We start from the raw sequence: 26,783 nt of genomic DNA, 5'->3' as shown, positions 1-26,783 counted from the left end.
GCGACGCCGGTGGCGGGTGGCACTCTGGACACATGCCGGAACTGCCCGAGGTCGAAGCGCTCAAGGACTTCCTCGCCGACCGTCTCGTCGGCCACGAGGTGGTCCGGGTGCTGCCCGTCGCGATCAGCGTCCTGAAGACGTACGACCCACCGGTCACCGCCCTCGAGGGCCGCGAGGTCACCGCCGTCGGCCGGTACGGCAAGTTCCTGGACCTGGACGCCGGCGGACTGCACTTCGTGACGCACCTGGCCCGGGCCGGCTGGCTCCAGTGGAAGGACCGTCTGCCCGACGGCGCACCCCGCCCCGGCAAGGGCCCGCTCGCGCTGCGGGTCGCGCTGGAGACCGGGGAGGGCTTCGACCTGACGGAGGCGGGCACCCAGAAGCGGCTGGCGGTGTACGTCGTCGATGATCCGCTCCAGGTGCCGGGCATCGCCCGCCTGGGTCCCGACCCGCTGGCCGACGGCTTCGGCGAGCAGCGCCTTGCCGAGCTCCTCGCGGGCGAGCGGCGCCAGGTCAAGGGCGCGCTGCGCGACCAGAGCCTGATCGCGGGCATCGGCAACGCCTACAGCGACGAGATCCTGCACGCCGCCCGGATGTCCCCGTTCAAGCTGGCCTCGTCGCTGTCGCCGGAGGATGTGCACCGCCTGTACGACGCACTGCGCACCACGCTGACCGAGGCGGTCGAGCGTTCGCGCGGCCTGGCCGCCGGGCGCCTGAAGGCGGAGAAGAAGACCCGCCTCCGGGTCCACGGCCGCACCGGGGAGCCCTGCCCGGTGTGCGGCGACACGATCCGCGAGGTCTCCTTCAGCGACTCCTCGCTGCAGTACTGCCCGACCTGCCAGACGGGCGGCAAGCCGCTGGCGGACCGCAGACTGTCCCGGCTGCTCAAGTAGAGGGAGGCAGCGGCCGGTCAGCGGGCCTTCAGCGTGACCAGGCGCTGCCCGTCCTTGGTGCGCACATCGAAGTGGTCGATCTGGTCCGACCGCATCCCCGTGCCGCCCTGGAACGTGGTCGGCTCATCGTCCTCCGCGGGATCCATCCAGCTCGCCACCGTCTGCTCCGAACCGTCCTTGCCGACCGCGACGAGCCGGCAGGGATGCGGCCCCGACCGGTCCCTGACCGTCACGTCGATCTGGCTGCCCCACACCTCGTCGTGCGCGGTGATCCGCGCCCATACGCCCGTGCCCGGGTCGGTCGCGGTCATGGCCGTCGCGGTGGTGGACGTCGAGCCGTGCCCGGCGACGAGCGCCGTCGTCGGCCCTCCGAGCGCGAACACCACAGCCGCCGCGACCGCGTACAGCCACCGCCTGCGCCCGCTGCGGTGCTGGGTCGCCACCTCGTCGAGCAGCCGCTCCAGCAGCCGGGGCCCGGGCGCCGCGAAGGGGTACACAGACCGCGGGGTCGCCCTCCGGTAGAGCATCAACTGACGTGCGGCGGGGCGGAACTCCGTCACGTGCGCCGCGCACGTCGGGCACTCCATGAGGTGGTCCTCGAAGCGGAAGGCTTCCGCCTCGTCCAGCACGCCCAGCGCGTAGGCGCCGACGTCGCGGTGGCGTTCCAGGGACCTCATACCAAATCCTCAGGCCGGTGGGCGGGGTGGGGGTGTGCTGCTGTTGCCCACCGGTACGGACCAGGCGGCCGAATCACTCAAGGCCGTTACCGAATCGCGGCCAAGAAAGGCATTCGGAGCCGCCGGGCCGGCGGATTGGTCGTCCCGGGAAACTTCTTTCAGAAGAGATGGATGGCGAGATGTCCCAGGGGGAGCCCCAGCTGCCAGGCCGGCGTCCACACCTTGGGGCCGTCGTCCTCGCCGACCACCGGGCCGCCGCCGGGCACCGCGTCCAGATCGGGGGCGAGCAGCTCGGTCTCCTCCAGCCAGCGCCAGGCCGCCGTGGCCAGCTCCAGGTCCGGCGCCGGGCCGCCCGACCGGGCCGCTTCCGCGGACAGCTCGGCCATCCGCTCGCACACCCACTCCTGCCAGGGCTGGTCGTACGCCGTCAGCGAGAGCCAGGTCTCCAGCTGCGAGACGACCCGGATGCGGGAGAGCTCGCCACCGGTGTCGGACAGGAAGATCGTCAGCGCCAGGGCGTCGCGCCCGGCGCGGAACTCGAAGGACGTCGGCGGCATCAGGTCGCCGGTCCGCAGCAGTTCGTCCGCGATGTACTCGGCGTACAGCCATGCCATGGGAACGGTCAGTTCACCGCCGTCGGTGCCGTCCGTGCTCTCGTGGCCTCTGTGCAGCATCCCTTCCTGCCTTCCTCCGGTGCGTGCGCGTCGCCCGAGACTCGGGCCCCAGTCCGCAACACGGATGAGGCAAGCCCATTGCTCAACCATGGTCCGCAGCAAGGCGCTTTACGAAGGCTTGACTTTGGCTTCGGTTTCACCGCAGGTCCACCGCGTATCCCGGAAGGACCCGGCGCAGGGCGCGCAGGGCGTAGTACGCACGGGACTTCACAGTACCGGGCGGAATCCCCAGGGTTCGGGCGGCCTCCGCCACACTCGCCCCGTGGAAGTACACCTGCACCAGGACTTCCCTGTGCTCGGGAGTGAGTGTCTTCACAGCCCGCCGTACGTCGAGCGTGGCGGCGGCCCGTTCGGCGTGGTCGGCGATCACGCGGGCGTTCTCCGGGACGGCGTCTCCGACCTCGGCGGGACGGGCCTGACGCGCCCGCTTGGCGTCGATGGCGAGCCGCCGGCCGACGGTGAGCAGCCAGGGGCGCACGGAGTCGAAATCGGGCGCGCGCAGCGCTTCGGGGTGTTGCCAGGCGCGTACGAACGTCTCCTGCAGCAGGTCCTCGGCGCGCTGACGGTCACCGTCCGAGAGCCTGAGCAGCAGCGCGAAGAGGGGACGGCCGTGCTCGCGCTGCAGCTCGGCCAGCTCGTGCTCGGCGGTCGTCCCGGTGGTGGAAGTGGTGCTTCCGGCCGTCATGGGCGTATGGCAACGCGCCTTCGCCGGCCGGGACAGGGCCGGGACGGCGCGGTGCGGTGGGCGGTCGCTGTTCGTCGGTGAACGGTGCGGTGAGCGGTCGACCGGAGAGGCGTGCGGGGCCTCCCGGGCCGGCTCAGGGGCTGTGCGGTGCCTTGGCCAGCTCGGAGCGCCGGTAGGAGTAACCGAAGTAGACGATCTGGCCGATCAGGAACCACACGGCGAACCGCACCCATGTCTCCCACCGCAGGAACGTGATCAGCCAGAGCGAGAAGACCACGCCCATCGCGGGGAGGAACGGCATCCACGGGGTGCGGAAGGTGCGCGGCAGCTCCGGCTGGCGGTAGCGCAGCACGATCACCGCCGTGCACACCACGACGAACGCCAACAGGATCCCGATGTTGGTCAGTTCGGCCACCTGCGCGATCGGCAGGAACCCGGCGATGAGGGCCGAGGCGATCCCGACGATCCATGTCACACGGGTCGGGACGTGACGCGTGGGATGCGTCTTGGCGAACCACGAGGGCAGCAGTCCGTCGCGCGACATGGAGAACCACACCCGGGTGACGCCGAGCATGAACGTGAACATGACGGTGAGGATGCCGATGACGGCCCCGACCGCGATCACGTCCGCGAGCCCGTTGAGGCCGACCGCCTTGAACGCGCTGGAGAAGCCGCTCTCCTTGTCGATGTGCTGGTACTTCTGCATGCCGTCAGGACCAGGCAGGCCGCCACGTACAGCACCATGGAGATCGCCAGCGAGTAGACGATCGCCTTCGGCATGTGGCGCTGCGCGTCCTTGGACTCCTCCGCGGCGGTCGACATGGCGTCGTAGCCGAAGACCGCGAAGAACACGGTCGCCGCACCGGTGAACGCGCCGCCGACGCCGTAGGGGAAGAACGGGTGGTAGTTGCCGCTGTCGATGTGGAAGACGCCGACACCGATCACCAGCAGCACGACGAGGATCTTCAGCGCCACGACGAACGTCTCGAATCGGGCCGCGTTGCGGATGCCGAGGTTCAGCAGGTACGCGATCAGCAGACACAGCACCAGCGCGAACAGGTCCACCCGGTGTCCGGCCCCCGTGCCCGGCGCCCCCAGCATCCACGCCGGCAGGTGCGCGCCCATCTCGCCGACGAGGAAGCCGAAGTAGCCGGAGATGCCGATGGCGACCACCGCCACGATCGCCGTGTACTCCAGCAGCAGGTCCCAGCCGATGAACCAGCCGGCGTACTCGCCGAGCACCGCGTAGCCGTACGTGTAGGCAGATCCCGCCTTCGGGATGAGCCCGGCGAACTCGGCGTACGACAGGGCGGCGGTCGCGCTCGCCAGGCCCGCGATCAGGAACGACACCAGGACCGCGGGTCCGGCGGTGCCGTTCGCGACCGTGCCGGCGAGGGTGAAGATGCCGGCGCCGATGATCCCGCCGACGCCGATCGCGGTCAGCTGCCACAGGCCGAGCGAGCGCTCGAGCCGGGTGCCCTCGCCGACCTCCGTCTCATCGATGTGCTCGATGGGTTTGCGGCGGAGAATTCCCTCGCCCTTACGGAGTCCGGCCATGAGCCTCACCTCTTCGCGGACCTCTTCGCGGACGGCAATGCGCTGGCCGGATCATGATGGCGCAGCCCCGCCGGGGAGGGAAGACGGCGATGTCCCTACGGCACGACTGTTACGGGCCAGCGGCCCGCCTTCACCAGGCGGATCGCCACCGAGCCGATGATGCGGTGGCCGGCCTGCTCGGAGGCGCCGACCACGACGGCGTCCGCCTTCAGCTCCTCGGCGGCCTTGACCAGGCCGTTGTACGGGTCGCCGCGGAAGGTGTGGAACTCCCAGCGCACGTCGAATATGCCCTTCAGCCGCTCGGCGGCCTCACGGATCTGGGCGACCAGTTCCTCGGCTATCTGATCGGTCGTCTCCGCCACGGGAACCCCGAGCGCGGCCCCGGCCGCCATCACCGGCTGCACGTACACGACCGCGAGCAGCGCGTGCTGCCGCCGGGCGAGACCGCCGGCGTAGGCCGCGGCCCGCAGCGACGAGTCGGAGCCGTCCACCCCGACGAGGATGACCTTGGGCCCGTCCGTGCCCCGCTCGAACTGGTGCGAGTGCTGTTCCGTCACATGGGCGAGGCTATCGGAATCTGCAGGTCCGGGCCGTTGCGGCCGGGGATCACGGGCCGGGCGCCCGCTCAGGTCCGTACATCCGGGTACGTGGGTCCCATGGGGTGATTTCCGCCGCCGTAGTCGGTGTTGCGCGGCCGCGGGCGCACCGATCCGCGCGACTGATCAATCATGAAAAAGGATCAGCTGCTCTCGCGGCGCCACCTGCTGCTCGCCGGAGCCGCCGTCCTGGGCGCGGCCGGGGCGGCGGGAGCGGCCGGGCTGCTCCTCGAGGACGATCCGGTACGGCCGGCGCGCGGCGCCCTCGCCGCCCCGGGCCCGGGGGCCCGCACCCGGCCCAGGAGGCGGTCGACCCGAACACCCTGCCGGGCACGCGCGCCGGTCCCCGCTCAGCGCACGGCCACCATCCGGGCGAACACCACCACGTTCCCCGCGTAGTTCCCGTCGACGAACTCTCCCCCGCAGGTGATCACCCGCAGTTCCGGGGCCCCCTTGTTCCCGTAGACGCGGTCACCGGGGAAGTGGGCCTTATCGAAGACCTCGTTGCCGTAGACCTCGAACACGGCGGTCCTGCCGTCCTGGCGCCGGACCTCGATGTGATGGCCCTTGCCCAGTGCGCCGAGCCCGTAGAAGACGGCCGGCCCCTCACGGTTGTCGACATGGCCCACGATCACGGCCGTGCCCTTCTCGCCAGGTGACACCGCGCCGCTGAACCAGCCCGCCAGGTTCGGATCCGCAGGCGGCGGGGCGTCCACCCAGCCGGACGTGTCCAGGCCCACCGGTATGACGGGGGCGTCGATCTGGAGCGCCGGGATGCGGACGCGCTCGACCGCGGAGTACGGCAGCGGATCGGGCGTCTCCGAGACGCTGGAGCCCGAGCCCGGGCCGGAGCCCGAGCGGGAGTCGGGGGCCGCCGCCTTCACGGGCTGGGGCGGGCCCACAGAGGACTCGCCCGAACCGTTGCGCACCAGGGCGAGACCCGTCAGCAGCACCAGCGCGATCACGCCCCACGGGGCGCGCTTGCGCTGGTGCCCCTCTTCTCCTTCGGCCGGTCCGGACGCAGACATTCGCCATCCCCTCCCGGCGCCGCCGTCTCGCCGCGCCGTTCACGCTGTGACGGTCAGGAGGTGCTGCCGCGGCCACGGCGGCGCGTGAGGTGCCAGGCCGTGCCGACCGAGACCAGGACGAGGGCGGCACCGAGGCCGGTCTTCTTCAGGTCGAAGCCGCCGATGCTGCCGCCCTCACCGGCATGCACGCCGTGCTGTGGCCGCTCCGCCTCGCCGCGTCCGTTCCCACGGCCTGAGCCCTCGTCCCGCGACTCATCGTCGCGGTCGTTGCGCCCGGTGGTCATGACGAGCTGCCGGTGGCCGGCCTGGTGGCCGCACTGGAACAGCACGTCGAACGTGGTGCCCGGCAGAGCGTTCCGGCCGACCGTGACCGTGGCCGAGTTCCGGCCGCGGGGGATGGTGACGTCGTCGTCGAAGGCGCCCGAGAAGACCTTGGCGTCTCCGTTGCAGCCCCGCACCGGCAGGTTGATCCGCCCGCCGGGGGCGACCGCGGCCGGTTCCAGGTTGTAGGAGAAACCCGAGTGGCCGGCGCCGGCCTCCCCGCCTCGGGCGACGGCCGTCGTACACGCCGTGAGGGCCAGGGCGCTGACGCCCAGCATTGCGGCCGAAGCGAGGCGAATCGCGCGCATGGTGAGCCTCCAGGTCTCCGAGGAGCCGTGCCGCGGACCTGTTCCGCTTGCGTCGGAAATGCACCTCGTTGCTCGAAACGCTAAGAAATGGGATGGCTGGGCGCGATCGCAGTAGAGCGAATGGGGTACGGGTGTGAGCCGCACAGGGGATGCGGGGCGGTGAAGGGGGGCGGGCGCTCGCCCCTGAGGGTCGGGGGCCGCCCGCCCCCCTTGAGGGCACGGGCCCCGTCAGCCGTGCAACTGCGGGAAAAGCGCCAGGAACGGCTCCGAGGAGGCCGAGACGCCCCGGCTGTAGGGCGCGTCGAAGTCCCAGATCAGGAAGAGCAGGAAGGCGATCAGCGCCGAGAAGAGCCCCGCCAGGAGGAGTTCGCGGGCCGTTCGCCGGATCTGCAGCGCGAACACCATCCCGATGGTGACCACCGCTCCCGCGATCAGCCCGAACCACACCACCGGCGGCATGGTCGAGCCGGTGGCGTCGGCGCGCGCGTTGCGCGCCGCGTCGGCCGCCGTCACCTGGTCCACGAGCGGCTGGTACGCCTGCGCCTCGTAGTCCGTCTTCGGGTGGTAGTCGGTGACGTCCTGACGGATCCGCTGGAACAGCTCCTGGCCGCGGGCGGTCACCTCGCCGTGATCGGCCATGGCCTTCCACTCGGTGGTGACGACATGGCCGACATAGGCGTTGACGTCGGCGCGGACGCGGTCACGGACGTCGGCCGGATAGACGCGGACGCGCTGCGAGATCTCGTGCAGCGCCTGCGCCTCGGCCTGCACATGGTCCTGGGCGGCGCTGCGCGCCTCCCACACCCCGGCGATGGCCAGGCCCAGCACGATGGCGTACACCACGCCGATCCACATCGTCATGTACTCGATCACGTCCGGGGTCTCGGACGGGTCCTCGTCCACGGCGGCCGTACGGGCCCGGACCAGGGTCACCACGATCACGACGGCGCACGCGGCCGCCATCGCGAGGGTGAGAACAAGCCATTCCGACAACAGGTGCCTCCAGAGATCAGCGCGGACGCAGCGCGGCGATGGCGAACACCGCGGGCGCGACGATGAGCAGGGTGAACGTGAGCGGCGACGGCCCGTCGTGGGGCGGCCGTGGGTGGGACACGGGGTGGTGGGCCGGATAGCGCACCGGGGTCGCTGCGGGGTGCGGGCTCTGCCTGGGCGGGGGCGTCGGGGACGGCGTCGGTGCGGGGGAGGGGATGTGGACGGGGACCGGGGCGGGTCTCGGGACCGGCCGCGGGGCCGGCGGCAGGGCGCGCGGCGGCGGGGGCGGCACAGGCTTCGGTGTGGGGTGCGGCCGCGGGGGCGGCGGGGGTTCGGGCGGCGGCTTGGGGGTGGGCGTCGGAGTCGGGGTCGGCGTGGGGCTGGGCGGCGGCGTGGGGCTCGGTACGGAGCACGGCGGCGTGGGCCAGAGGTCGCCGCCCGCGACCGCCACCGCCTCCGTGCCGCCCGGGCCGGTCGAGGCGTACGCGCACGCGTCGGCCGACACCGCCCCGGCGGGAACGCCGACGAGGAACCACGCCAGCGTCACCAGGGCCAACGCCCGGGTGACGAGGGCCGTTCGGGGCCGTTGGGGTCGTTGCACGACCGAGATCATCGGCTTGGCCGCGCCCCCGCACGCCCGGTCCCCGGTGAATTGCCCCGAAGGAGGGAGATCCGCCTTCGTGGCGTTTTGGGCAACCACGCCTGGTACGCGCCGAGTTGGGCACATCCGTGCGAGGGGTGCCAGGGGCGGGCCGGGGCGGTGGCCGGAAACGCGTCACAGGTTCCGGAAAGAAATTCCCGGCCCGATTGAACACAACGGGCACTCCCGCCCGTACCCATGGCCACACAGCGGCGCACAGAGGACGCTGCAACACCGAAGCTCATAGCGGGAGTTGAGAATGAAGACATCCTGGCGGAGCGCCTCCCTCGTGGCGACCGCTGCCGCCGTGCTGGCGCTCACGACGGCGTGCGGTTCGCAGAGCGGCACCCAGTCGGCGGGCAGCCAGAACGTGGGGGCCACCGCTTTCCCGGGCGGTCTGGGTTCCAGCCCCTCCCTCCCCGGAAACGGCTACGGCGCCGACTCCACCGCCGCGCCGAGCGCCTCCGCCTCCGCGGGCGGGCAGTCCGCGGGTCAGCTGGCCGTCGTCGACAACGCGAAGCTCGGCAAGATCGTCACGGACGGCGCCGGCTTCACCCTCTACCGCTTCGACCAGGACACGGCCGAGCCGCCGAAGTCCTCCTGCGACGGCGACTGCGCGAAGACGTGGCCGCCGGTCCCCGCCGAAGGGGCCACCGTCGCCTCCGGTATCGACACGTCCCTGCTGGGCGAGGTCACCCGCTCCGACGGCACCAAGCAGCTCACCATCGCCGGCTGGCCGATGTACCGGTACGCCAAGGACACCAAGGCCGGTGACGTCAACGGCCAGGGGGTCAAGGGCACCTGGTTCGCGACCGCGCCCACCGGCAAGAAGGCCGGTGCCGCCCTGCCCGGCCTGTCGGTCCGCAACGACCCCAAGCTCGGCCCGATCGTCGTCGACAAGAACGGCATGACGGTCTACCGCTTCCTGAAGGACAAGGCATGGCCCGAGCCGGTGTCGAACTGCACCGGCCCCTGCCTGGAGAAGTGGCCTGTCGTCGCCCCCGTCTCGGCCGACGACACCAAGGGCGTCCAGAAGAAGGGCCTCATGGGCTTCACCCGCCCCGACGGCGCCAAGCAGATGACCGTCAACTGCTGGCCGATCTACACCTTCTCCGGCGACAAGGCCCCCGGAGACACCAACGGTCAGGGTGTGGGCGGCACCTGGTACGCCGTCTCGCCCGACGGAAAGCCGGTCGGCGCGCCGAAGTAGAGATCACACCTCCCCAGGGTTGATCGACCGCCTCACCCAGTCAGCGACGGAACGCGGAAGGGAGTGGACACACAAGCCGGACGAACGGGACACAGGCGCGCACGACCGGTCCACCCCCTCCGCTACCGCACGGAGGGGGTGGGCCCTTTGGCGCGAGCGGCGCACGTCCCGGGCCCTCCACGGAAACATCACGTCGTGACCGGGAACGGACGGTCAATTTCCGTTTTTACTCGCTCCGTTGGCGGACGATCAGTAGCCTCAGCTCGAACACCGGATCGCCTACACCGTCGTCAACGCCTTGGAGAGCTGCATGGAGCGCCCCGCCTGGGCCCCTCGGAGCATCGACATCTCCGTGCCCAGTGTCGCCCGTATGTACGACTTCTACCTGGGCGGCTCCCACAACTTCGAGGTCGACCGCGAAGCGGCGCGCAGGGCCATGGAGTACATGCCGGGGCTTCCCAAGATCATGCAGGCGAACCAGGCGTTCATGCGCCGCGCCGTGCGCTTCGCCGCCGGGGAGGGCATCACCCAGTTCCTCGACATCGGCTCCGGCATCCCTACCTTCGGCAACGTCCACGAGGTGGCGCAGCAGGCGCACCCGGGGGCGCGCGTGGTGTACGTCGACCACGACCCCGTGGCGGTCGCGCACAGCCGGGCCGTCCTCCAGGGCACCGAGCACGCGGACGTCGTCGCGGCCGACCTCCGCAAGCCCCAGGAGATCCTGGCGAGTCCTCAGGTGGAGCGACTGATAGACCGGAACCGGCCAGTCGCGCTCCTTCTCGTTGCCATACTGCACTTCGTGGAGGACACGGACGACCCGTACGGTGCGGTGGCCGAGCTGCGCGACGCGCTCGCGCCGGGCAGCCTGCTCGTTCTCACGCACGCCTCGTACGAGGGGATCCCGCTGCCGAAGGAGCGGGCCGACGGCGCGGTCGACGTGTACAGCACCATCCGCAATCCGCTGATCATGCGCTCGCGCGACGAGATCGCGCGGTTCTTCGAGGGGTACGACATGGTGGAACCCGGGCTGGTGCCGATGCCGAAGTGGCGGCCCGACACGGCACCCGAGGACGAGGACCCCTTTTCGTTCGCGGGGTTCGCCGGCGTGGGGCGCTCGGCGTGACCGCGGGACCGGGTGGACCGGGTGGACCGGAGGACAGACTGCGCAGGTTCGCGACGATCTGGAGCCGGGCCGTCTATCCGGTGACCTCGACGTCGCTGACCCGGCCGGAGTTCGAGGAGCGACTGCTGCCGCTGGCCCGGCAGTTGAGCGAGGCGTTGCGGGCCAGGGCGTTCGACGCCGCCGCGGCCAAGGGGATCGGCGCGGCGCTCATCGACGCGCACTGCACCGACCCGGAGGCCCTCAGCCGCACCCTCGACTGCGTCGACGCCTACCTCGTGCTCTACTGCGGCGACCCGGACGCCTCCGCGGAGGCGCAGGAGGCCCAGCGCACCCGCTGCTCGCGGTTGCAGCACGCGATGGCCGCCGGATTCGCGGCGGCGCTCAAGGAGCGCACGCTGGCCGAACAGGAGGCCATCGCGCAGGCCGCCCTCACGGCCCAGGGCGAGGTGGCCGAGGCCCTGCACGCCACGGAGGCCCGCCTCCGCGCGGTCTTCGAGGGCGCCGCCATAGGCATCGGCATCGCCGACCTCGACGGCAACGTGCTCCAGGTCAACGGCGCCCTGCTGCGCATGTTCGGCGGCTCCGAGCAACTGGTGCGCGGCCGCAACGTCGCCGAGTGGACCCACCCCGACGACGCACCTCAGGTCTGGCGCCTGTACGACGAGCTGGTGCGCGGCGAGCGGGACCACTACCACGTGGAGAAGGCCTTCTGCCGGCCTGACGGAACGGTCCTGTGGACCAACCTCACGGTGTCCCTGCTGCGGGACGCCGACGGCAATCCGCAGTACCAGCTCGCGCTCATGGAGGACACCACCGAGCGGCGGCTGCTGAACCTCCGGCTGCGGTACGAGGCCACGCACGACGCGCTCACCGGCCTGCCCAACCGGACCCTGTTCTTCGAGCGGCTGGAGAAGGCCCTGGCGGCGGGGGAGGGCCGGCGGTTCGGACTGTGCTACCTCGACCTGGACGGCTTCAAGACCATCAACGACAGCCTCGGGCACGCTGCCGGGGACCGGCTGCTCGTCGAGGTCGCCGACCGGCTGCAGGCCTGCGCGACCGGCCCCGGCGAGATGGTCGCGCGCCTCGGCGGCGACGAGTTCGTGGCGCTGACCACCGGGCCCGACACCGAGCGGGGGGTCGACGAGCTCGCCGGGCGCATCATGCACGCGCTGGTCACCCCGATCAGCGTCGACGGGCGTGAGCTGACCGTGCGCGGCAGCATCGGCATCGTCGAGGGCCCGGTCGGGGAGCGCGGCGCGGCGGAGGTGCTGCGCAGCGCGGACATCACCATGTACCGGGCGAAGTCGGCGGGCGGCAACCGCTACGAGCTCGCCGATCCCGAGGCCGACGCCCGCACCATCACCCGGCACGGGCTGACCACGGCGCTGCCCACGGCCCTGAACCGGGGCGAGTTCTTCATCGAGTACCAGCCGCTGGTGCACCTCGGCGACGGCAAGGTGCACGGTGCCGAGGCGCTGGTGCGGTGGCTGCACCCGCAGCACGGGGTGCTCGGCCCCGACCGTTTCATCCCGCTCGCCGAGCGCACCGGGCTGATCGTGCCACTGGGCCGCTGGGTGCTCCAGGAGGCGGTACGGCAGGCCCGCGCCTGGCAGGAGAAGCAGGACCAGCCCGGCCCGCTGCGCATCAATGTCAACCTCTCGCCCTGCCAGCTCACCCATCCGGGGCTGGTCTCCGACACCGTAGAGATCCTGGAGCGGGCCGGCCTCGAGCCGGACGCGCTCTGCCTGGAGGTCACGGAGTCGGCGCTCATCGGCGCGGACGACGATCTGCTCAAGCCGTTGCGCCGGCTGGCCGAGATGGGGGTGGACATCGCCCTCGACGACTTCGGCACCGGCTACTCGAACCTCGCCAACCTGCGCCGGCTTCCGGTGCGGGTCCTCAAGCTGGACCGTTCCTTCACCCAGAGCATGCAGCAGTACCCGGCGGACCCGGTCGACCTGAAGATCGTGGAGGGGATCGTCTCCCTGGCCCACAGCCTCGACCTCGCGGTCACGGTGGAGGGCGTGGAGACCGGCGCCCAGGCCGAACAGCTGCGGATGATGGGCTGCGACACGGCCCAGGGCTGGTACTACGCCCGCCCCGGCCCCCCGGAGCGCCTGCACGAACTGGCCCTGGTGGACGCGACGGGCTGAGCCGTCAGGGGCACACGGGCCGAGCCGTCACCGTCGTACGGCTCCACTCGTTCGGCCGGTCACGGTTGTACGGGGTGTGCGTCCTCGCCCCGTGCCCTTACGCTCTCCGCCACGGAGGCGGCCGCCCGGACGAGCGCCGCGGTGGCCGTCGAACGTGACTGCTGCGGCCAGGCGATCGCCAGGACCGCGGGCGGTGCGTCGGGGACGGGGCGGTACACGACGCCTGGGCGCGGGTAGCGGGCGGTGACGGACGTGGGCAGCAGGGTGACGAGGTCGCCCAGGCCGATGAGGGTGAGCAGTTGGGCGAGGTCTCGGCCCCGGCTCCGGAGCTCTTCGATGAACCGGTGCACCTCGCCGGGGCGCAGGCCGAGGTCGGCCAGGAGGACGCGGTCGCGGTCGGCGAGCGGGTGCGTCGCTGCCAGGGCGGCGACCCGCGGCTCGGCGGCCAGCGTCTCGCTGTCCAGGCCGGTGCGGTCGAACGGCTCGAAGACCAGGGCGGCGTCCGCCTCGCCCAGGCGCAGCAGTCGCGGCTGTTCCTGCCATCCGCACAGCCGGACCGTCACCGGAACGGAAGCCGGCTCGGCGGCGTAGCGCTCCAGGACCGGCTCCAGCAGCCCCGCGTCGCCGTCGGCCTTGACCGCCAGAACCAGCTTCGACTCCGGGCCTGCCGCGCGCTGCGCCCGTCGCCCGGCCGCATCGAGGGCGTCCAGCGCGAACCGCGCCTCCGCGAGGAGCACCTCGCCCGCCCGGGTCAGTGCGACGCTGTGGGTGGTCCGCTCGAACAGGGTGACGCCGAGATCCGTCTCCAACTGGCGGATCGCACGCGACAGGGGCGGCGGGGAGATGCCCAGCCGTCCGGCCGCGCGGGCGAAGTTGAGTTCCTCCGCGACGGCGACGAAGTAGCGCAGCGGGCGGGACTCCACGGCCTCCCCCTCCGGTCGGTATTGCCCTGAGGGTAACAACTGCGACCCGGCCGATCCTTCAGTTCCGCGGCACCGGGCGGCAGTGTCGACCACGTCTTCCCGAACCCGTCCTTCCCCGGAGTTTCCATGATCCTCGTCACCACCCCGACCGGTCAGATCGGCAGCCGGGTCCTCGACTCCCTCCTCGACGCCGGCGACGCGGCAGGACCGATCCGTGTGGTCGTGAAGGATCCCGAGCGCCTTTCCCCGCGGGCGCGCGGACGCGTCGAGGTCGTGACCGGCTCGCACGCCGACCCCGACGTCGCCGCCAAGGCGTGCGCGGGCGCCGATCGTGTGTTCTGGCTGGTGCCTCCGACGCCCACCGCCGCCGGCATCGAGGGCCACTTCCGCGCCTTCACCCGGCCGCTCGTCGAGGCGGTCGAGGACCAGGGCGTCGAGCGTGCCGTCGCCGTCTCCACCCTGGGCCGCGGTGTCGCCGAGAACGCCGGGCAGATCTCGGCCTCGCTGGCCATGGACGACGTCATCCGGGCCACCGGAGTCCACTACCGGGCGCTGTGCCCGCCGTACCTCATGGAGAACCTGCTCCGCCAGGTCGCGTCGATCTGCGGCAGTGGTGTGATCTCCATGGCGACCTACGGTGACCGGGTGCTGCGCACCTGCACCACTCGTGACGTCGGCGCCACGGCGGCCCGGCTGCTGCTCGACGGGTCCTGGACCGGCCAGGAGGACGTACCCCTGGTGGGGTCCGACGAGCTGACTCCGGAGGACATGGCGCAGGTCGTGTCCGAGGTGCTGGACAGGCCGGTCCGTTTCCAGCGGATCAGCGGTGCGGAGCACAAGGCGACACTGCTGCGGTACGGGGCGAGCGAGGCGTGGGCGCAAGGCCTGGCCGACATGGCGGCCGCGATCGCCGAGCAGGGCTTCTACGGCATCGCGGCGCCCAGCACGCCGGAGAGCGCACCCACCTCCTTCCGCCAGTGGTGCGAGGAGGTGCTCAAGCCGGCCGTCCTGGCCTGAGCGCCCGCCCGGCTCACCGCTCCAGCAACATCCGCTGCAACTCCCTCGCGGCCCGAGGCGGAGCCACATCGCTGCGGTGGGCCAGGGCGATCGTCCGGTACAGTCCGGGCCGGGCCAGCGGGGTCACCCGCAGCCCGCGCCCGGAACGGGTCGCGACCATCCGCGGGACCACGGCCACGCCCAGGCCCGCCCGCACGAAGCCCAGCACAGCGTCCATCTCGCCGCCCTCGACCGCGAAGACGGGCTCGAAGCCCTCGGCGCGGCACGCCGCCACGGTGAGTTCCCTCAGGTCGTAGCCGTGCCGGAACATCACCAGGCGCTCGCCCTCCAGATCCGCGATCCGGACCGTGCGCCGCCCGCCGCCGGGCCGTGCCGCGTCCGGGGAGGACACCACCACCAGGTCCTCGCGCAGCAGCTCCACCGTGGCCAGGGCGGGGGAGGGGGTGGGCAGCGGCAACACGATCAGCGCCAGGTCGAGAGCGCCGCGCGCGAGCTCCCGTACGAGGTCGTGGGAGCCGCCCTCCTCGATCAGCAGCCGGATGCCGGGGTAGCGGTCGTGGAAGGCGCGCAGCACATCCGGCAGCAGGCCCGTGCACACACTCGGCGTCGCGCCCAGCCGCACCCGGCCGCTGCGCAGCTGCACCAGCTCCTGCACCTCGTGCCGGGCCGTGTCCGCGTCGGCCAGGATCCGGCGGGCCAGCGGCAGCAGCGCCTCCCCGGCGTCGGTGAGAGTGATGTTGCCGCGCGCCCGCAGGAACAGATCCGCCCCCAGCTCCCGCTCCAGCGCCCTGATCTGCTGCGACAGCGAGGGCTGGGCGACATGGACCAGCTCCGCGGCCCGGGTGAAGTGCCAAGTCTCGGCGACCGCCACGAAGTACTGGAGCTGTTGGAACTGCACTCATCCATCATAGGGTGCGCCTATCGAAACGAGCCGGACCATGTCTTGGACCGATGAGGGTGTTCGGCCCTAGCGTGCTGTGCCATGGCACTGGCAACGCGGACGGGCCGACGACCGTCCATGGCACGCACCATGTGGGACTCCACCGTCGGCAAGAAGGTTGTGATGGCGGTCAGCGGCATGATCATGCTGCTGTATGTGGTCGCCCATCTGTACGGCGACCTGAAGATCTTCTTCGGACCGGGCGACGTCAACGGCTACGCCCGCTGGCTGCGCACCCTGGGCGAGCCGTTCCTCCACTACGAGTGGTTGCTCTGGATCGTCCGAGTGGTGCTCGTGGTGGCCGTCATCGCCCACGGGGTCTCCGCGTTTCAGCTCAGCCGCCGCGACATCAAGGCGCGTCCCGACAAGTACGTGCACAAGAAGCCGCGGGCGAGCTACGCCACTCGCACCATGCGCTGGGGCGGGGTCGTTCTCGCCCTCTTCATCGTCTGGCACATCCTCGACCTGACCACCGGCACCGCGCACCCAGGGGGTTACCAGGAGCTCCACCCCTACCAGAACGTCGTGGACACCTTCTCCACCTGGTACGGGAACGTCGTCTACATCGTCGCGATGCTCGCCCTCGGCCTGCACATCCGGCACGGCCTGTGGAGCGCCGTCCAGACCCTCGGGCTCGGCAGCCGCACCCGCGACCGTGCCCTCAAGACCACTGCCAATGCCTTCGCACTGCTGATCTCGGCTGGGTTCATCTCCATACCCGTGGGCGTTATGACCGGAATCGTGAACTGACATGACTGCTTCCGCCGCATACACGGACTACACGACCGGAGAGCCGGTCGCCGACACCAAGGCCCCCTCCGGCCCCATCCAGGAGCGCTGGGACAAGCGCCGCTTCGAGGCCAAGCTGGTCAACCCCGCCAACCGCCGCAAGCACACCGTCATCGTCGTCGGCACCGGGCTCGCCGGCGGCTCCGCGGGCGCCACCCTCGCCGAACAGGGCTACCACGTCGTCCAGTTCTGCTACCAGGACTCCCCGCGCCGCGCCCACTCGATCGCCGCGCAGGGCGGCATCAACGCGGCCAAGAACTACCGCAACGACGGCGACTCGATCCACCGGCTCTTCTACGACACCGTCAAGGGCGGCGACTTCCGCGCCCGCGAGTCCAACGTCCACCGTCTGGCCCAGATCTCGGTGGAGATCATCGACCAGTGCGTGGCGCAGGGCGTCCCCTTCGCCCGCGAGTACGGCGGCCTCCTCGACACCCGCTCCTTCGGCGGCGTCCAGGTCTCCCGCACCTTCTACGCCCGCGGTCAGACGGGCCAGCAGCTCCTCCTCGGCGCCTACCAGGCGCTGTCGCGGCAGATCGCCGCCGGGAACGTGGAGATGCACCCGCGCACCGAGATGCTCGACCTGATCGTCGTCGACGGCCGGGCCCGCGGCATCGTCGCCCGCGACCTGATCACCGGCAAGATCGACACGTACTTCGCGGACGCCGTCGTCCTCGCCTCGGGCGGCTACGGCAACGTCTTCTACCTGTCGACCAACGCCATGAACTCCAACGCGACCGCCATCTGGCGGGCGCACCGGCGCGGCGCCTACTTCGCCAACCCCTGCTTCACACAGATCCACCCGACCTGCATCCCGCGCACCGGCGACCACCAGTCCAAGCTCACCCTGATGAGCGAGTCGCTGCGCAACGACGGCCGGATCTGGGTGCCCAAGGCCAAGGGCGACAACCGCCCGCCGAACGAGATCCCCGAGGACGAGCGCGACTACTACCTGGAGCGCATCTACCCGTCCTTCGGCAACCTCGTGCCGCGCGACATCGCCTCCCGCGCCGCCAAGAGCGTCTGCGACGAGGGCCGCGGTGTCGGCCCCGGCGGCCAGGGCGTGTACCTCGACTTCGCGGACGCCATCGAGCGGATGGGCCGCGAGAAGGTCGAGGAGAAGTACGGCAACCTCTTCGAGATGTACGAGCGGATCACCGCGGAGAACCCGTACGAGGTGCCGATGCGGATCTACCCCGCCGTGCACTACACGATGGGCGGCCTCTGGGTCGACTACGACCTGCAGACGACGGTCCCGGGCCTGTTCGCGATCGGCGAGGCCAACTTCTCCGACCACGGCGCCAACCGCCTCGGCGCCTCCGCGCTGATGCAGGGGCTGGCCGACGGCTACTTCGTCCTCCCGGCGACCATCAACGACTACCTGGCCCGCAACCCGCACCAGGAGCCGGTCACCGCCGAACACCCCGCCGTGCAGGAGGTGCTGGCGGAGACCGAGGACCGGCTGCACCTGCTGCTCTCCGTCGACGGCGACCGTACCCCGGACTCCTTCCACCGCGAGCTCGGCGAGCTGATGTGGGAGTTCTGCGGCATGGCCCGCAGCGACTCCGGTCTGCGCAAGGCCCTGGAGCGGATACCGCAGATCCGCGAGGAGTTCTGGCGGCGGATCAAGGTGCCCGGCACGGGCGAGGAGCTCAACCAGTCGCTGGAGAAGGCCAACCGCATCGTCGACTACCTGGAGCTCGCCGAGCTGATGTGCCTCGACGCGCTGCACCGCACCGAGTCCTGCGGCGGCCACTTCCGCGAGGAGTCCCAGACCCCCGACGGCGAGGCCGCCCGCAAGGACGACGAGTTCTCCTACGCGGCCGCCTGGGAGTTCACGGGTACGGGCGAGGCCCCGACCCTCCACAAGGAAGACCTGGTCTTCGAGTACGTCCACCCCACCCAGCGGAGCTACGCATGAAGCTCACCCTGCGCGTCTGGCGGCAGAAGAACGCCGACGCCGACGGCGCCATGTCCACCTACGAGGTGGACGGCATCTCGCCCGACATGTCCTTCCTGGAGATGCTGGACGTCCTCAACGAACAGCTCATCCTCTCCGGCGAGGACCCCGTCGCCTTCGACCACGACTGCCGTGAGGGCATCTGCGGCGCGTGCAGCCTGGTGATCAACGGTGACGCCCACGGCCCCGAGCGCACCACCACCTGCCAGCTGCACATGCGGTCCTTCAAGGGCGGCGACACCATCGACATCGAGCCGTGGCGGGCCGCCGCCTTCCCCGTGGTCAAGGACCTGGTCGTGGACCGCTCGGCCTTCGACCGGATCATCCAGGCCGGCGGTTACATCACGGCCCCGACCGGCTCCGCACCCGAAGCCCACGCCACCCCCGTGCCCAAGGCGGACGCCGACTACGCCTTCGAGCACGCCGAGTGCATCGGCTGCGGCGCCTGCGTGGCCGCCTGCCCCAACGGCGCGGCGATGCTGTTCACCTCGGCCAAGATCAACCACCTCAACGTCCTGCCGCAGGGCGCGCCCGAGCGCGAGACCCGCGTGCTGGACATGGTGGCCCAGATGGACGAGGAGGGCTTCGGCGGCTGCACCCTCACCGGCGAGTGCGCCACCGCGTGCCCGAAGGGGATCCCGCTGGTCTCCATCACGAACATGAACAGGGAGTGGCTGAGGGCGACCCGCAAGGTGGCCAAGCGGTAGAGCCGCCCACGTAGAGACGTTCGCCGGCAGGGTGCGGACGGGCGGGACCGGGTGTGGTGCTCAAGACCCGGTCCCGCCAGGCACCGTCCGGGCACCCCTGGCATTCAACAACCTCACACCCTCTCTCCCTTCGTGGGTCACGCGCAGGCCAACCGGCATCGGAAGAACAGGAGCGCGCAGACCGAACCGCTCAGGTCTGCGGCCGCACCGCCGAACCGGCCCGTGACCAGGAGAGAGCCATGACCGGCGTTTCCACCCTCGCCAGCCCCCCACCGCCGCTGGCGCCCACCCGCTACACCGTCTCCCTCGCCCGTGACGAGGCCGACGTCCGGGCCGCGCAGCGGCTGCGCCACGACGTCTTCGCCGGGGAGATGGGCGCCCTGCTGTCCACCCCGCAGCCCGGCCTGGACATCGACGCCTTCGACGCGTACTGCGACCACCTGCTCGTGACGGACACGGTGACCGGCCAGGTCGTGGGCACCTACCGGCTGCTGCCGCCCGAGCGGGCCGCGATCGCCGGGCGCCTGTACTCGGAGAGCGAGTTCGACCTCGGCCCGCTCGCGCCGATCCGCTCCGGGCTCGTCGAGGTGGGCCGCTCCTGCGTACACCCCGACCACCGCGACGGCACGGTCATCGGGCTGATCTGGGCCGGCATAGCCCGCTACATGGTGGACGGCGGCCACGAGTGGCTGGCCGGCTGCTGCTCCCTGCCGCTCGCCGACGGCGGTGCCCTCGCCGCGGCCACCTGGGAGCGGGTGCGGGCCAAGTACCTGGCGCCCGAGGAGTACCGGGTACGGCCGCTGCTGCCCTGGCGCCCCGAGACGCCGGCCCCGGAGGGGCACGCCGAGCTGCCCCCGCTGCTGCGCGGTTACCTCCGTCTGGGCGCCTGGGTCTGCGGGGAGCCCGCGCACGACCCCGACTTCGGCGTCGCCGACCTGTACGTGCTGCTGTCGATGCGCCGGATCAACGCGCGCTATCTGCGGCACTTCCTCTCGCTCGTCCCGGCGTGATGAACGCCCCCCGGACCGGAGTGACGAACGTGTCCCGTCTCGGCTCCGCCCTGCGACCGCGCCGCGGCACCCCGGTGCTCGCGAGCACGACGGCGCTGCCGGCCCCGGTGGGGGTGCCCAGGCCGCGGCGCGTCGAGGCGCACGTGCCGGCGCCCGCCCCGGCGAGCCCCTGGATGCCCGGCGCCCCCTGCTCGCCGCAGTCCTGCGTGGACGCCGTGGCGTCGGCGGCCGCCGTACCGCGCGCCGTCCTGCGGTTCGCGGCCGTCCTGACGTTGATGGTCGCCGGGCTCGCGCTCTTCCCGGTCATCCGCCGGATGCCCGTCGCACCGCGCGAACGGGCCGTACGGACCTGGTGCAGGACGGTCGTGCGCGCCACGGGCGTCCGGGTGCGGATCACCGGGGCCGCCCCGCCGGACGGCGGCCTGCTGATGGTCGCCAACCACATCTCCTGGCTGGACATCCCGCTGCTCGCCGCCGTGCGGCCCGGCCGGATGCTCGCCAAGTCCGACATCCGGCAGTGGCCGGTGGCGGGCGCGCTGACCGCGCTCAGCGGTGCCCTCTTCATCGACCGCAACCGGCTGCGGGCGCTGCCCGACACGGTCGCCCGCATCGCGGACGCCCTGCGCGGTGGTTCGGGGGTCGTGGTGTTCCCCGAGGGGAGCACCTGGTGCGGCAGGGCGCAGGGCCGCTTCCGGCGCGCCGCCTTCCAGGCGGCACTGGACGCGGGCGCGCCCGTCCAGCCGGTACGGCTCCACTACCGGTACGACGGGGGCCCGGCGAGCACCGCGCCCGCGTTCGTGGGCAGCGACTCCCTGCTGACCTCCGTGTGGCGGGTCCTCACGGCACGCGGCCTCGTCGCCGAGGTCCGGGTCATGCCGGTGCTGGCGCCGGGCAGCGCGCCGGACCGCCGCGCCCTCACCCTGGCCGCCCAGCGAGCCGTCGGACTCCCGGAGCGTGCGCAACCGGACCCGCACGCGCACCTCTGAGGCACCCTCGCCGCTCCGGTGCGCCGTCGATCATTGCTACGGTGCACCGGTGTCCGAATCCTCACGCGATACCGCCGAGGGCGCCGGCTGGGGCGCCGTACGACGCGGCAGTTACCGGGACTTGATGCCGGGTCATGTCGAAAAGCTCTCCTGGCTGAACCCGAGGACTCTCTGGGCGGCGCGCAACGGCGTGCTGGCCTCCTGGTTCGGCGACCCCACCGGTCGTACCCGGAGCCGCTGGGCAGAACAGTGCGAGGCGGCGGGCGCGCCCGCGGACAGGGTGATCCGGCGCGACGACGAGGACCGCTTCTCCTTCATGGTCCTCGGGGACACCGGCGAGGGGGACGACTCGCAGTACGCCGTGGTGCCGGGCTTCCTGAGGGTGGGTCAGGACACCAGCTTCGCCGTCATAGCCAGCGACGTGATCTACCCGGTCGGCGCGACCGCCGACTACGGGACCAAGTTCTTCCGCCCGTACCAGGACTACCGGGCACCCATCTACGCCATACCCGGCAACCACGACTGGTACGAGGACCTGTACGGGTTCATGGGCGTCTTCTGCGACGCCCCGCCGCTCACTCCGGACCCGGCCTCCCGCCCGCCGCTCCGCGCCCGGCTGCGCTCCCTGCTGTGGCACCGCCCGGGCGCACAGGACGAACAACGCCTCGCCGAGGCACGCGCGTTGCGCTCCGCACCCGAACAGCAGGCCGTGCAGCCCGGCCCGTACTGGGCCATCGACGCCGGACCCGTCCGTATCGTCGGCATCGACACCGGTCTGCTCGGCACCATCGACCCCGAACAGGGCCGCTGGCTGCGGGAGGTCTCCCAAGGCCCCCGTCCCAAGATCCTCATCACCGGCTCGCCGCTGTACGTGGACGGCGAGCACCACCCCTGCACCATCGACGGCGGCGGTACGGTCGACGACATCGTCCGCGACCCGGACCACCACTACGTCGCGGCGATCGGCGGAGACATCCACAACTACCAGCGCTACCCGGTGGAGGTGGACGGCCGCACCATCCAGTACGTGGTCTCGGGCGGCGGCGGCGCGTTCATGCACGCCACCCACACCATCCCGCGCGTGTCCATCGCGAACGTCACCGAGAAGGAGTTCCGCTGCTACCCGCTGCGCGGCGACTCCCTCGCCTTCTACAGCAGGCTCTACGGGCGCCGGCTGCGGCTGCGCCGCTTCTTCACCCTCACCGAGGCCGAGGCGACCGCCGTCATCGCCGAGCGCCTGGGCATCCCCCCGACCCGCACCCAGGCCACCCCCGTCCGGGTCACCTGGCGCACCCGCCTCGTCGCCAGTCTGCTGGGCGCCGGCGGCCGCCCCGACCGGACCTCCCGTTTCCGGCTGCCCGTCCGCAAGATCTACACCCAGCTCTTCTCGCCGGGTTCGGCCACCTACAGCCCGCCGTTCTTCAAGAGCTTCCTGCGCCTGGACGTCACCCCGGAGGCGGTCCGGCTGCGCTGCTTCGCCGCGACCGGCAACCGGCGCGAGGAGCTTGACCCGCCCGTCGAGGACGAGGTGACCATTCCGCTTGTGTGAAGGCGAAGGGGTGGGGTGGGGTCGGGTGTTGCGCGTGCGTCCGGACTGTCGCGGCTGCGGGAGGACCAGTGGTCTCGTACCGTGGTCGCCCGAGTGGGGAACCACCGTTCTCACCGTCACGGAGGCGATATGACGCACCCACCCCGCCCACCGTTCCCGCCGTTCACCCACGACACCGCCACGGAAAAGGTGCGGCTCGCGGAAGACGCCTGGAACACCCGCGACCCGGAGAGGGTCGCCCTCGCCTACACGGTGGATTCCCGCTGGCGCAATCGGGCGGAGTTCGTCACCGGCCGCGACGAGATCGTCGCCTTCCTCACCCGCAAGTGGCGCCGCGAGCTGGACTACCGGCTCATCAAGGAGCTCTGGGCCGTCGACGGCAACCGCATCGCGGTGCGGTTCGCCTACGAGTGCCACGACGACTCGGGCAACTGGTTCCGCTCCTACGGCAACGAGAACTGGGAGTTCGACGACAACGGCCTGATGCGCCGGCGACACGCCTCCATCAACGACCTCCCCATCCAGGAGCAGGACCGCCTGTTCCACTGGCCATCGGGACGCAGACCCGACGACCACCCGGGGCTGAGCGACCTGGGCCTGTGACCACTTGGCGGCGCGCGTACCCTACGCCGCGCCCAGCCCCGCGACCCGGGCCAGCCTCCGGTACGAGTCCACGAGCGCCGCACGGTCGTACGTACTGGTCGTGACCAGCACCTCCCGCGCCCCCGTCTCCTTGAGCAGGTCCTCAAGTTCGTCGGCGACCTGCTCCTCGGTGCCGGCGAGGTGACCGACGAGCCCCTCCTCGTAGAACCCCCGCTCCTTGGCACTCATCGTCATCGACTCCACCCGCTCGGCGTCGGGCAGCGGCGGAAAGGTGCCGTGGGTGCGCGCGTGCGCCATCGACCAGGCCTCGGGGATCAGGATGCGGCGGGCGTCTTCGGTGGCGGCGGCGACCGCGACGGTGCCGGAGACGACGACGTACGGCTCGGGCGCCCATGCGGAGGGCCGGAACTCCTGCCGGTAGCGCTCGATGCCGCGCAGCATCCGCTCCCGGTTCCGGAAGTCGCCGATGACCATGGGCAGCCCGGCGTGGGCGGCGATCAGCGCACCCTCGCCCATGGCCAGCACGAAGGGCGGCACGGACAGGCCCTCGGCGGGCCGGGCGTGCACGCCGGTGGGCGAGGTGCCGCCGAACCACCCCAGCAGCTCGGTGAGTTGGCCCGCGAAGTCGTCCGCGTCACCCTTGTCCCGGCCGAGCGCCCTGCGCACCCCGTCCGTGAAGCCGACGGAACGGCCGAGCCCCATGTCGATCCGTCCCGGGAACAGCGACTCGAGCACGCCGAACTGCTCGGCCACCACGAGCGGCCGGTGATTGGGCAGCATCACACCGCCCGTCCCCACCCGGATGGTCCGCGTGGCCGCGGCGACGGCCGCCGCCAGCACGGTCGGCGCCGAACCCGCGACACCTGGCACGCCGTGGTGCTCGGAGACCCAGAACCGGTCATACCCCAGCCGCTCGACCTCCTGCGCCAGCCGCACGGTGTCCCGCAGGGCCTCGGAGCCGTCGTGCGCCTCACGGGTGCGCGAGCGGTCCAGCACGGAGAAACGGGTGTCTGTGATCACTGAGCTCACAAGGGGTTCAACGCTCGCGGGGCCGTGTGATTCCCGGAACGCTTGGCAACGAGGTATGACGCGATATAACGTTAGTTCTGGGTCTTCGACTGGAACGGGGTGAGGGAATGCCGGGAGAACTCGCGCACGCCGACGAGCTTCTGGACTCGGGCGCGCCGTCCGCGCTGCTGCGCGCCTCGCACGGGGACCGCGAGCATGTCGTCGACGTGCTGCGCGTCGCCGCAGGGGACGGCCGCTTGACCGCGGAGGAACTCGACGAGCGCCTGGAGGCCGCCTTCTCGGCCCGCACCATGGGAGAGTTGGCCGTCCTCACGGCGGACCTGCCGGCCGTGGCGCAGGACGCGGGGCGGCCGCTGCCCGAGGCGAAGGACGTCGTCCGGATCGACCAGCAGGGCAGTTCGACCCGGCGCGACGGTCCCTGGGTCGTTCCCCGGCGGATGGAGATCCGCTCGTCCTGGGGCGAGGTGACGCTCGACTTCACCCAGGCCGTCCTCGCCCACGCCACCCTGCGCATCGAACTGGACCTGCGCGGTGCCGCCCTGAATCTGAGGACCGGGCCCGGCATCGTGGTGGACACCGACGAGCTCACGGCGAGCTACGCCAAGATCAGGGCGCGCCGGGCGGGTGGCGGCACAGCAGCGGTGGCCCTGCGCATCGAACTCGTCGGCCACATCAGGTACAGCCGGGTCACGGTCCGCCCCCGGCGGCGCGCCCTCTGGAGGCCCCGGCCCTCGGTCTGACGGCCACCCGTCCCGCTCAGTCGACGTGGACCCGCTCAGTCCACGTCGACTCGCTCAGCGGACGCGCACCCGCTCAGCCGACGTGGACTCGCGGCCGCCGCTTGCGGTCCGGTTCCGCCTCCCGCAGCACCTCCCGGGTGACCGGTGCCACCTCGCCCTGGCCGAAGAGAAAGAAGCGCAGGAAGTTGGCGAACGGGCCGCCCTCGGTCCACTCGAAGTAGATGTGCGGGATGCAGCCGGTCCTGTCACGGACGTGCAGCAGCAGCGCCGCAAGGGCGTTGGGGATCGAGGACGACTCCAGCGTCAGGACGCGGTAGCGGCCGTGCAGCACCTCTCCGCGCACCACCAGCCCCGCCTCGAACTCCGAGGGGTCGCCGACGGTGACCTCCACGAAGACGAAGTCCTCCTGCGCCGTGACGTCGTTGTCCGTCCGGATCTGCTCGATCTTCTCGCGGTACTCCGCGATGTCGCGCCGGTCCGGCTCATTGGCGATGAAGCGGATGCGACGGCTGGCGGTATCCCTGATGAAACGTTCCGCCATGTCATCGAGGGTCACGCTGGTCACACGGAGCTCGAAGGCACGGGCCAGCCGCGACAGCAGCGAGACGAGGATGATCCCGGCGATGAAGCAGGCACCGATCTTCACGCCGTCCGGCCGCTCGATGACGTTGACGACGGTGACGTACAGCAGGACCGCCGAGACGACCGCGAAGCCGATGGTCCAGCCCCGCTGACGGGCCTTGCGCGCGGCGATGGTCACCGCGATCGCCGCGGACGACATCAGGACCAGGACGCCGGTGGCGTAGGCGCCGCCCTGGGCGTCGACGTTGGCGTCGAAGATCCAGGTGACCAGGAAGGCGATCAGGGTGAAGACGATGACCATGGGGCGCACCGCGCGGGCCCAGTGCGGGGCCATGCCGTAGCGGGGCAGGTAGCGGGGCATCAGGTTGAGCAGCCCGGCCATGGCGGAGGCGCCCGCGAACCACAGGATCGCGATCGTCGAGATGTCGTAGAGGGTGCCGAAACCGCCGCCCAGATACTCGTGGGCGAGGTACGCCAGCGCACGGCCGTTGGCCTGGCCGCCCGGCTCGAACTCCTTCGCCGGGATCAGCACGGTGGTGATGAAGCTGGTGGCGATCAGGAAGACGCTCATGATCAGCGCGGCGGCCGTGAGCAGCTTCTTGGTGTCCCGGATCCGGCCGGCGGGCTTGTCCTCGGTGTCGCCGGGGTCGCCCTGGACGTGGGGCATGACGGCGACGCCGGTCTCGAAGCCGGACAGGCCGAGCGCCAGTTTCGGGAAGACGATCAGTGACACCCCGACCATGGCCAGGACGTTGCCGTGCTGGGTGGTCAGGGCGTTGCTCCAGTCGGTGACCACGTGCCCGGCGGTGACCACGTGCCACAGGCCGACGGCCACCACGACGACGTTCAGGCCCAGATAGGTCACCACCAGGGCGACCGCGACACCGATCGCCTCCAGGAAGCCCTTGAGGAAGACCGCGCCCAGCAGTGCCACGAGGAAAAGGGTGATCACCATCTCCTTCCCGTGCAGCACACCCGTCAGATGCGGGTTCTCCACCAGGTGGGTGGAGGCGTCGGCGGCGGAGAGGGTGATGGTGATCAGGAAGTCGGTGGCGGCGAAGCCGAGCAGGGTGAGGACGAACAGCTTGCC

The 26,783-nt window shown here is 71.4% G+C and carries 26 protein-coding genes and 1 pseudogene; 14 read left to right on the top strand and 13 right to left on the bottom strand.

Annotated elements, in window-relative coordinates:
* Window positions 1-32 precede the first annotated feature (32 nt).
* On the top strand, window positions 33-893 hold the full coding sequence (locus tag AB0N14_RS35465; RefSeq protein WP_366029813.1) for a DNA-formamidopyrimidine glycosylase family protein: 861 nt from the start codon (window positions 33-35) through the stop codon (window positions 891-893).
* 17 nt (window positions 894-910) lie between these two features.
* Here the strand turns inward: AB0N14_RS35465 and AB0N14_RS35460 are convergent, their stop codons facing one another.
* The 5 genes and pseudogenes from AB0N14_RS35460 to AB0N14_RS35440 all read right to left on the bottom strand — a co-directional run bounded on the left by AB0N14_RS35460 (window position 911) and on the right by AB0N14_RS35440 (window position 5,043).
* Window positions 911-1,570 carry a zf-HC2 domain-containing protein gene (locus tag AB0N14_RS35460; RefSeq protein ID WP_366029812.1) on the bottom strand — a complete coding sequence of 220 codons (660 nt, stop codon included), beginning with the start codon at window positions 1,568-1,570 and terminating at the stop codon, window positions 911-913.
* A 158-nt stretch (window positions 1,571-1,728) separates the two neighbouring features.
* Window positions 1,729-2,244 (bottom strand): hypothetical protein, encoded by a 516-nt coding sequence (locus tag AB0N14_RS35455; protein WP_366029811.1) that lies wholly within the window; start codon window positions 2,242-2,244, stop codon window positions 1,729-1,731.
* Window positions 2,245-2,380: 136 nt separating this feature from the next.
* Window positions 2,381-2,929: a sigma-70 family RNA polymerase sigma factor gene (locus AB0N14_RS35450; protein WP_366029810.1), complete on the bottom strand. Its 549-nt coding sequence runs from the start codon at window positions 2,927-2,929 to the stop codon at window positions 2,381-2,383.
* Between the two features lie 133 nt (window positions 2,930-3,062).
* Window positions 3,063-4,486: pseudogene (locus tag AB0N14_RS35445) on the bottom strand (amino acid permease).
* 95 nt (window positions 4,487-4,581) lie between these two features.
* Entirely contained in the window at window positions 4,582-5,043 is a 462-nt protein-coding gene (locus AB0N14_RS35440) for a universal stress protein (RefSeq protein WP_366029809.1), read from the bottom strand.
* A 171-nt stretch (window positions 5,044-5,214) separates the two neighbouring features.
* Between AB0N14_RS35440 and AB0N14_RS35435 the strand changes: the two genes are divergently transcribed.
* On the top strand, window positions 5,215-5,481 hold the full coding sequence (locus tag AB0N14_RS35435; RefSeq protein ID WP_366029808.1) for a hypothetical protein: 267 nt from the start codon (window positions 5,215-5,217) through the stop codon (window positions 5,479-5,481).
* On the opposite strand, the gene AB0N14_RS35430 is transcribed toward AB0N14_RS35435, so the two are convergent.
* The 4 genes from AB0N14_RS35430 to AB0N14_RS35415 all read right to left on the bottom strand — a co-directional run bounded on the left by AB0N14_RS35430 (window position 5,433) and on the right by AB0N14_RS35415 (window position 8,333).
* Window positions 5,433-6,110: a class F sortase gene (locus tag AB0N14_RS35430; protein WP_366029807.1), complete on the bottom strand. Its 678-nt coding sequence runs from the start codon at window positions 6,108-6,110 to the stop codon at window positions 5,433-5,435. The genes AB0N14_RS35435 and AB0N14_RS35430 overlap by 49 nt on opposite strands.
* 53 nt (window positions 6,111-6,163) lie before the next feature.
* Window positions 6,164-6,739, bottom strand: a complete 576-nt coding sequence (locus tag AB0N14_RS35425; protein ID WP_366029806.1) for a hypothetical protein — start codon at window positions 6,737-6,739, stop codon at window positions 6,164-6,166.
* A 228-nt stretch (window positions 6,740-6,967) separates the two neighbouring features.
* Window positions 6,968-7,732 carry a DUF4239 domain-containing protein gene (locus AB0N14_RS35420; protein ID WP_366029805.1) on the bottom strand — a complete coding sequence of 255 codons (765 nt, stop codon included), beginning with the start codon at window positions 7,730-7,732 and terminating at the stop codon, window positions 6,968-6,970.
* Window positions 7,733-7,748: 16 nt separating this feature from the next.
* Window positions 7,749-8,333 (bottom strand): hypothetical protein, encoded by a 585-nt coding sequence (locus AB0N14_RS35415; RefSeq protein WP_366029804.1) that lies wholly within the window; start codon window positions 8,331-8,333, stop codon window positions 7,749-7,751.
* 298 nt (window positions 8,334-8,631) lie between these two features.
* Here AB0N14_RS35415 and AB0N14_RS35410 point away from each other — a divergent pair, with 298 nt between their 5' ends.
* The 3 genes from AB0N14_RS35410 (at window position 8,632) to AB0N14_RS35400 (ending at window position 12,858) form a co-directional block, all read left to right on the top strand.
* Window positions 8,632-9,582 carry an SCO0930 family lipoprotein gene (locus AB0N14_RS35410; RefSeq protein ID WP_366029803.1) on the top strand — a complete coding sequence of 317 codons (951 nt, stop codon included), beginning with the start codon at window positions 8,632-8,634 and terminating at the stop codon, window positions 9,580-9,582.
* Window positions 9,583-9,892: 310 nt separating this feature from the next.
* Window positions 9,893-10,705 carry an SAM-dependent methyltransferase gene (locus AB0N14_RS35405; protein WP_366029802.1) on the top strand — a complete coding sequence of 271 codons (813 nt, stop codon included), beginning with the start codon at window positions 9,893-9,895 and terminating at the stop codon, window positions 10,703-10,705.
* Window positions 10,702-12,858, top strand: coding sequence for an EAL domain-containing protein (locus AB0N14_RS35400; RefSeq protein ID WP_366029801.1), 2,157 nt, complete (start codon window positions 10,702-10,704; stop codon window positions 12,856-12,858). The genes AB0N14_RS35405 and AB0N14_RS35400 overlap by 4 nt, the downstream gene beginning before the upstream one ends.
* A gap of 59 nt (window positions 12,859-12,917) precedes the next feature.
* On the opposite strand, the gene AB0N14_RS35395 is transcribed toward AB0N14_RS35400, so the two are convergent.
* Window positions 12,918-13,781: a LysR family transcriptional regulator gene (locus AB0N14_RS35395; RefSeq protein ID WP_366029800.1), complete on the bottom strand. Its 864-nt coding sequence runs from the start codon at window positions 13,779-13,781 to the stop codon at window positions 12,918-12,920.
* A gap of 126 nt (window positions 13,782-13,907) precedes the next feature.
* Here AB0N14_RS35395 and AB0N14_RS35390 point away from each other — a divergent pair, with 126 nt between their 5' ends.
* Window positions 13,908-14,798, top strand: a complete 891-nt coding sequence (locus AB0N14_RS35390) for an NAD(P)H-binding protein (RefSeq protein ID WP_366029799.1) — start codon at window positions 13,908-13,910, stop codon at window positions 14,796-14,798.
* A 13-nt stretch (window positions 14,799-14,811) separates the two neighbouring features.
* On the opposite strand, the gene AB0N14_RS35385 is transcribed toward AB0N14_RS35390, so the two are convergent.
* Window positions 14,812-15,696 (bottom strand): LysR substrate-binding domain-containing protein, encoded by an 885-nt coding sequence (locus AB0N14_RS35385; protein ID WP_366029798.1) that lies wholly within the window; start codon window positions 15,694-15,696, stop codon window positions 14,812-14,814.
* A gap of 120 nt (window positions 15,697-15,816) precedes the next feature.
* On the opposite strand from AB0N14_RS35385, the gene AB0N14_RS35380 reads away from it, so the two are divergent.
* From AB0N14_RS35380 to AB0N14_RS35350, 7 genes are all read left to right on the top strand, one after another.
* Window positions 15,817-16,488 carry a succinate dehydrogenase gene (locus AB0N14_RS35380; RefSeq protein ID WP_366029797.1) on the top strand — a complete coding sequence of 224 codons (672 nt, stop codon included), beginning with the start codon at window positions 15,817-15,819 and terminating at the stop codon, window positions 16,486-16,488.
* 1 nt (window position 16,489) lies between these two features.
* Complete coding sequence (locus AB0N14_RS35375) at window positions 16,490-18,448, top strand: fumarate reductase/succinate dehydrogenase flavoprotein subunit (protein ID WP_366029796.1); 1,959 nt, start codon at window positions 16,490-16,492, stop codon at window positions 18,446-18,448.
* Window positions 18,445-19,194 carry a succinate dehydrogenase/fumarate reductase iron-sulfur subunit gene (locus AB0N14_RS35370; protein ID WP_366029795.1) on the top strand — a complete coding sequence of 250 codons (750 nt, stop codon included), beginning with the start codon at window positions 18,445-18,447 and terminating at the stop codon, window positions 19,192-19,194. The genes AB0N14_RS35375 and AB0N14_RS35370 overlap by 4 nt, the downstream gene beginning before the upstream one ends.
* Window positions 19,195-19,433: 239 nt before the next feature.
* Window positions 19,434-20,204, top strand: coding sequence for a GNAT family N-acyltransferase (locus AB0N14_RS35365; RefSeq protein WP_366029793.1), 771 nt, complete (start codon window positions 19,434-19,436; stop codon window positions 20,202-20,204).
* Window positions 20,205-20,377: 173 nt separating this feature from the next.
* Window positions 20,378-21,190 (top strand): lysophospholipid acyltransferase family protein, encoded by an 813-nt coding sequence (locus AB0N14_RS35360; protein WP_366029824.1) that lies wholly within the window; start codon window positions 20,378-20,380, stop codon window positions 21,188-21,190.
* Window positions 21,191-21,239: 49 nt separating this feature from the next.
* Entirely contained in the window at window positions 21,240-22,739 is a 1,500-nt protein-coding gene (locus tag AB0N14_RS35355; protein WP_366029792.1) for a metallophosphoesterase, read from the top strand.
* A gap of 129 nt (window positions 22,740-22,868) precedes the next feature.
* Window positions 22,869-23,342 carry a nuclear transport factor 2 family protein gene (locus AB0N14_RS35350; protein ID WP_366029791.1) on the top strand — a complete coding sequence of 158 codons (474 nt, stop codon included), beginning with the start codon at window positions 22,869-22,871 and terminating at the stop codon, window positions 23,340-23,342.
* Window positions 23,343-23,363: 21 nt separating this feature from the next.
* Here AB0N14_RS35350 and AB0N14_RS35345 read toward each other — a convergent pair whose 3' ends face one another.
* Window positions 23,364-24,371 carry an LLM class flavin-dependent oxidoreductase gene (locus AB0N14_RS35345; protein WP_366029790.1) on the bottom strand — a complete coding sequence of 336 codons (1,008 nt, stop codon included), beginning with the start codon at window positions 24,369-24,371 and terminating at the stop codon, window positions 23,364-23,366.
* A 107-nt stretch (window positions 24,372-24,478) separates the two neighbouring features.
* On the opposite strand from AB0N14_RS35345, the gene AB0N14_RS35340 reads away from it, so the two are divergent.
* Window positions 24,479-25,111, top strand: a complete 633-nt coding sequence (locus AB0N14_RS35340; RefSeq protein ID WP_366029789.1) for a DUF1707 domain-containing protein — start codon at window positions 24,479-24,481, stop codon at window positions 25,109-25,111.
* A gap of 73 nt (window positions 25,112-25,184) precedes the next feature.
* On the opposite strand, the gene AB0N14_RS35335 is transcribed toward AB0N14_RS35340, so the two are convergent.
* The coding region (locus AB0N14_RS35335; RefSeq protein ID WP_366029788.1) for an amino acid transporter at window positions 25,185-26,783 on the bottom strand (1,599 nt) is incomplete at its 5' end.

The sequence above is a fragment of the Streptomyces sp. NPDC051104 genome, assembly GCF_040682835.1.
In the GTDB taxonomy this organism is placed as follows: domain Bacteria; phylum Actinomycetota; class Actinomycetes; order Streptomycetales; family Streptomycetaceae; genus Streptomyces; species Streptomyces cynarae.
The sequence above is the reverse complement of the archived record's forward strand: the minus strand, read 5'-3'. Positions and strand labels throughout refer to the sequence as shown.

What these genes read in the sequence shown, in the direction of transcription:
- AB0N14_RS35465 (WP_366029813.1), top strand. Translation starts at nt 33, where the DNA reads ATGCCGGAACTGCCCGAGGTCGAAGCGCTCAAGGACTTCCTCGCCGAC.
- AB0N14_RS35460 (WP_366029812.1), bottom strand. Translation starts at nt 1,570, where the DNA reads ATGAGGTCCCTGGAACGCCACCGCGACGTCGGCGCCTACGCGCTGGGC.
- AB0N14_RS35455 (WP_366029811.1), bottom strand. Translation starts at nt 2,244, where the DNA reads ATGCTGCACAGAGGCCACGAGAGCACGGACGGCACCGACGGCGGTGAA.
- AB0N14_RS35450 (WP_366029810.1), bottom strand. Translation starts at nt 2,929, where the DNA reads ATGACGGCCGGAAGCACCACTTCCACCACCGGGACGACCGCCGAGCAC.
- AB0N14_RS35435 (WP_366029808.1), top strand. Translation starts at nt 5,215, where the DNA reads ATGAAAAAGGATCAGCTGCTCTCGCGGCGCCACCTGCTGCTCGCCGGA.
- AB0N14_RS35430 (WP_366029807.1), bottom strand. Translation starts at nt 6,110, where the DNA reads ATGTCTGCGTCCGGACCGGCCGAAGGAGAAGAGGGGCACCAGCGCAAG.
- AB0N14_RS35425 (WP_366029806.1), bottom strand. Translation starts at nt 6,739, where the DNA reads ATGCGCGCGATTCGCCTCGCTTCGGCCGCAATGCTGGGCGTCAGCGCC.
- AB0N14_RS35410 (WP_366029803.1), top strand. Translation starts at nt 8,632, where the DNA reads ATGAAGACATCCTGGCGGAGCGCCTCCCTCGTGGCGACCGCTGCCGCC.
- AB0N14_RS35405 (WP_366029802.1), top strand. Translation starts at nt 9,893, where the DNA reads ATGGAGCGCCCCGCCTGGGCCCCTCGGAGCATCGACATCTCCGTGCCC.
- AB0N14_RS35390 (WP_366029799.1), top strand. Translation starts at nt 13,908, where the DNA reads ATGATCCTCGTCACCACCCCGACCGGTCAGATCGGCAGCCGGGTCCTC.
- AB0N14_RS35380 (WP_366029797.1), top strand. Translation starts at nt 15,817, where the DNA reads ATGGCACGCACCATGTGGGACTCCACCGTCGGCAAGAAGGTTGTGATG.
- AB0N14_RS35375 (WP_366029796.1), top strand. Translation starts at nt 16,490, where the DNA reads ATGACTGCTTCCGCCGCATACACGGACTACACGACCGGAGAGCCGGTC.
- AB0N14_RS35370 (WP_366029795.1), top strand. Translation starts at nt 18,445, where the DNA reads ATGAAGCTCACCCTGCGCGTCTGGCGGCAGAAGAACGCCGACGCCGAC.
- AB0N14_RS35365 (WP_366029793.1), top strand. Translation starts at nt 19,434, where the DNA reads ATGACCGGCGTTTCCACCCTCGCCAGCCCCCCACCGCCGCTGGCGCCC.
- AB0N14_RS35360 (WP_366029824.1), top strand. Translation starts at nt 20,378, where the DNA reads ATGCCCGGCGCCCCCTGCTCGCCGCAGTCCTGCGTGGACGCCGTGGCG.
- AB0N14_RS35350 (WP_366029791.1), top strand. Translation starts at nt 22,869, where the DNA reads ATGACGCACCCACCCCGCCCACCGTTCCCGCCGTTCACCCACGACACC.
- AB0N14_RS35340 (WP_366029789.1), top strand. Translation starts at nt 24,479, where the DNA reads ATGCCGGGAGAACTCGCGCACGCCGACGAGCTTCTGGACTCGGGCGCG.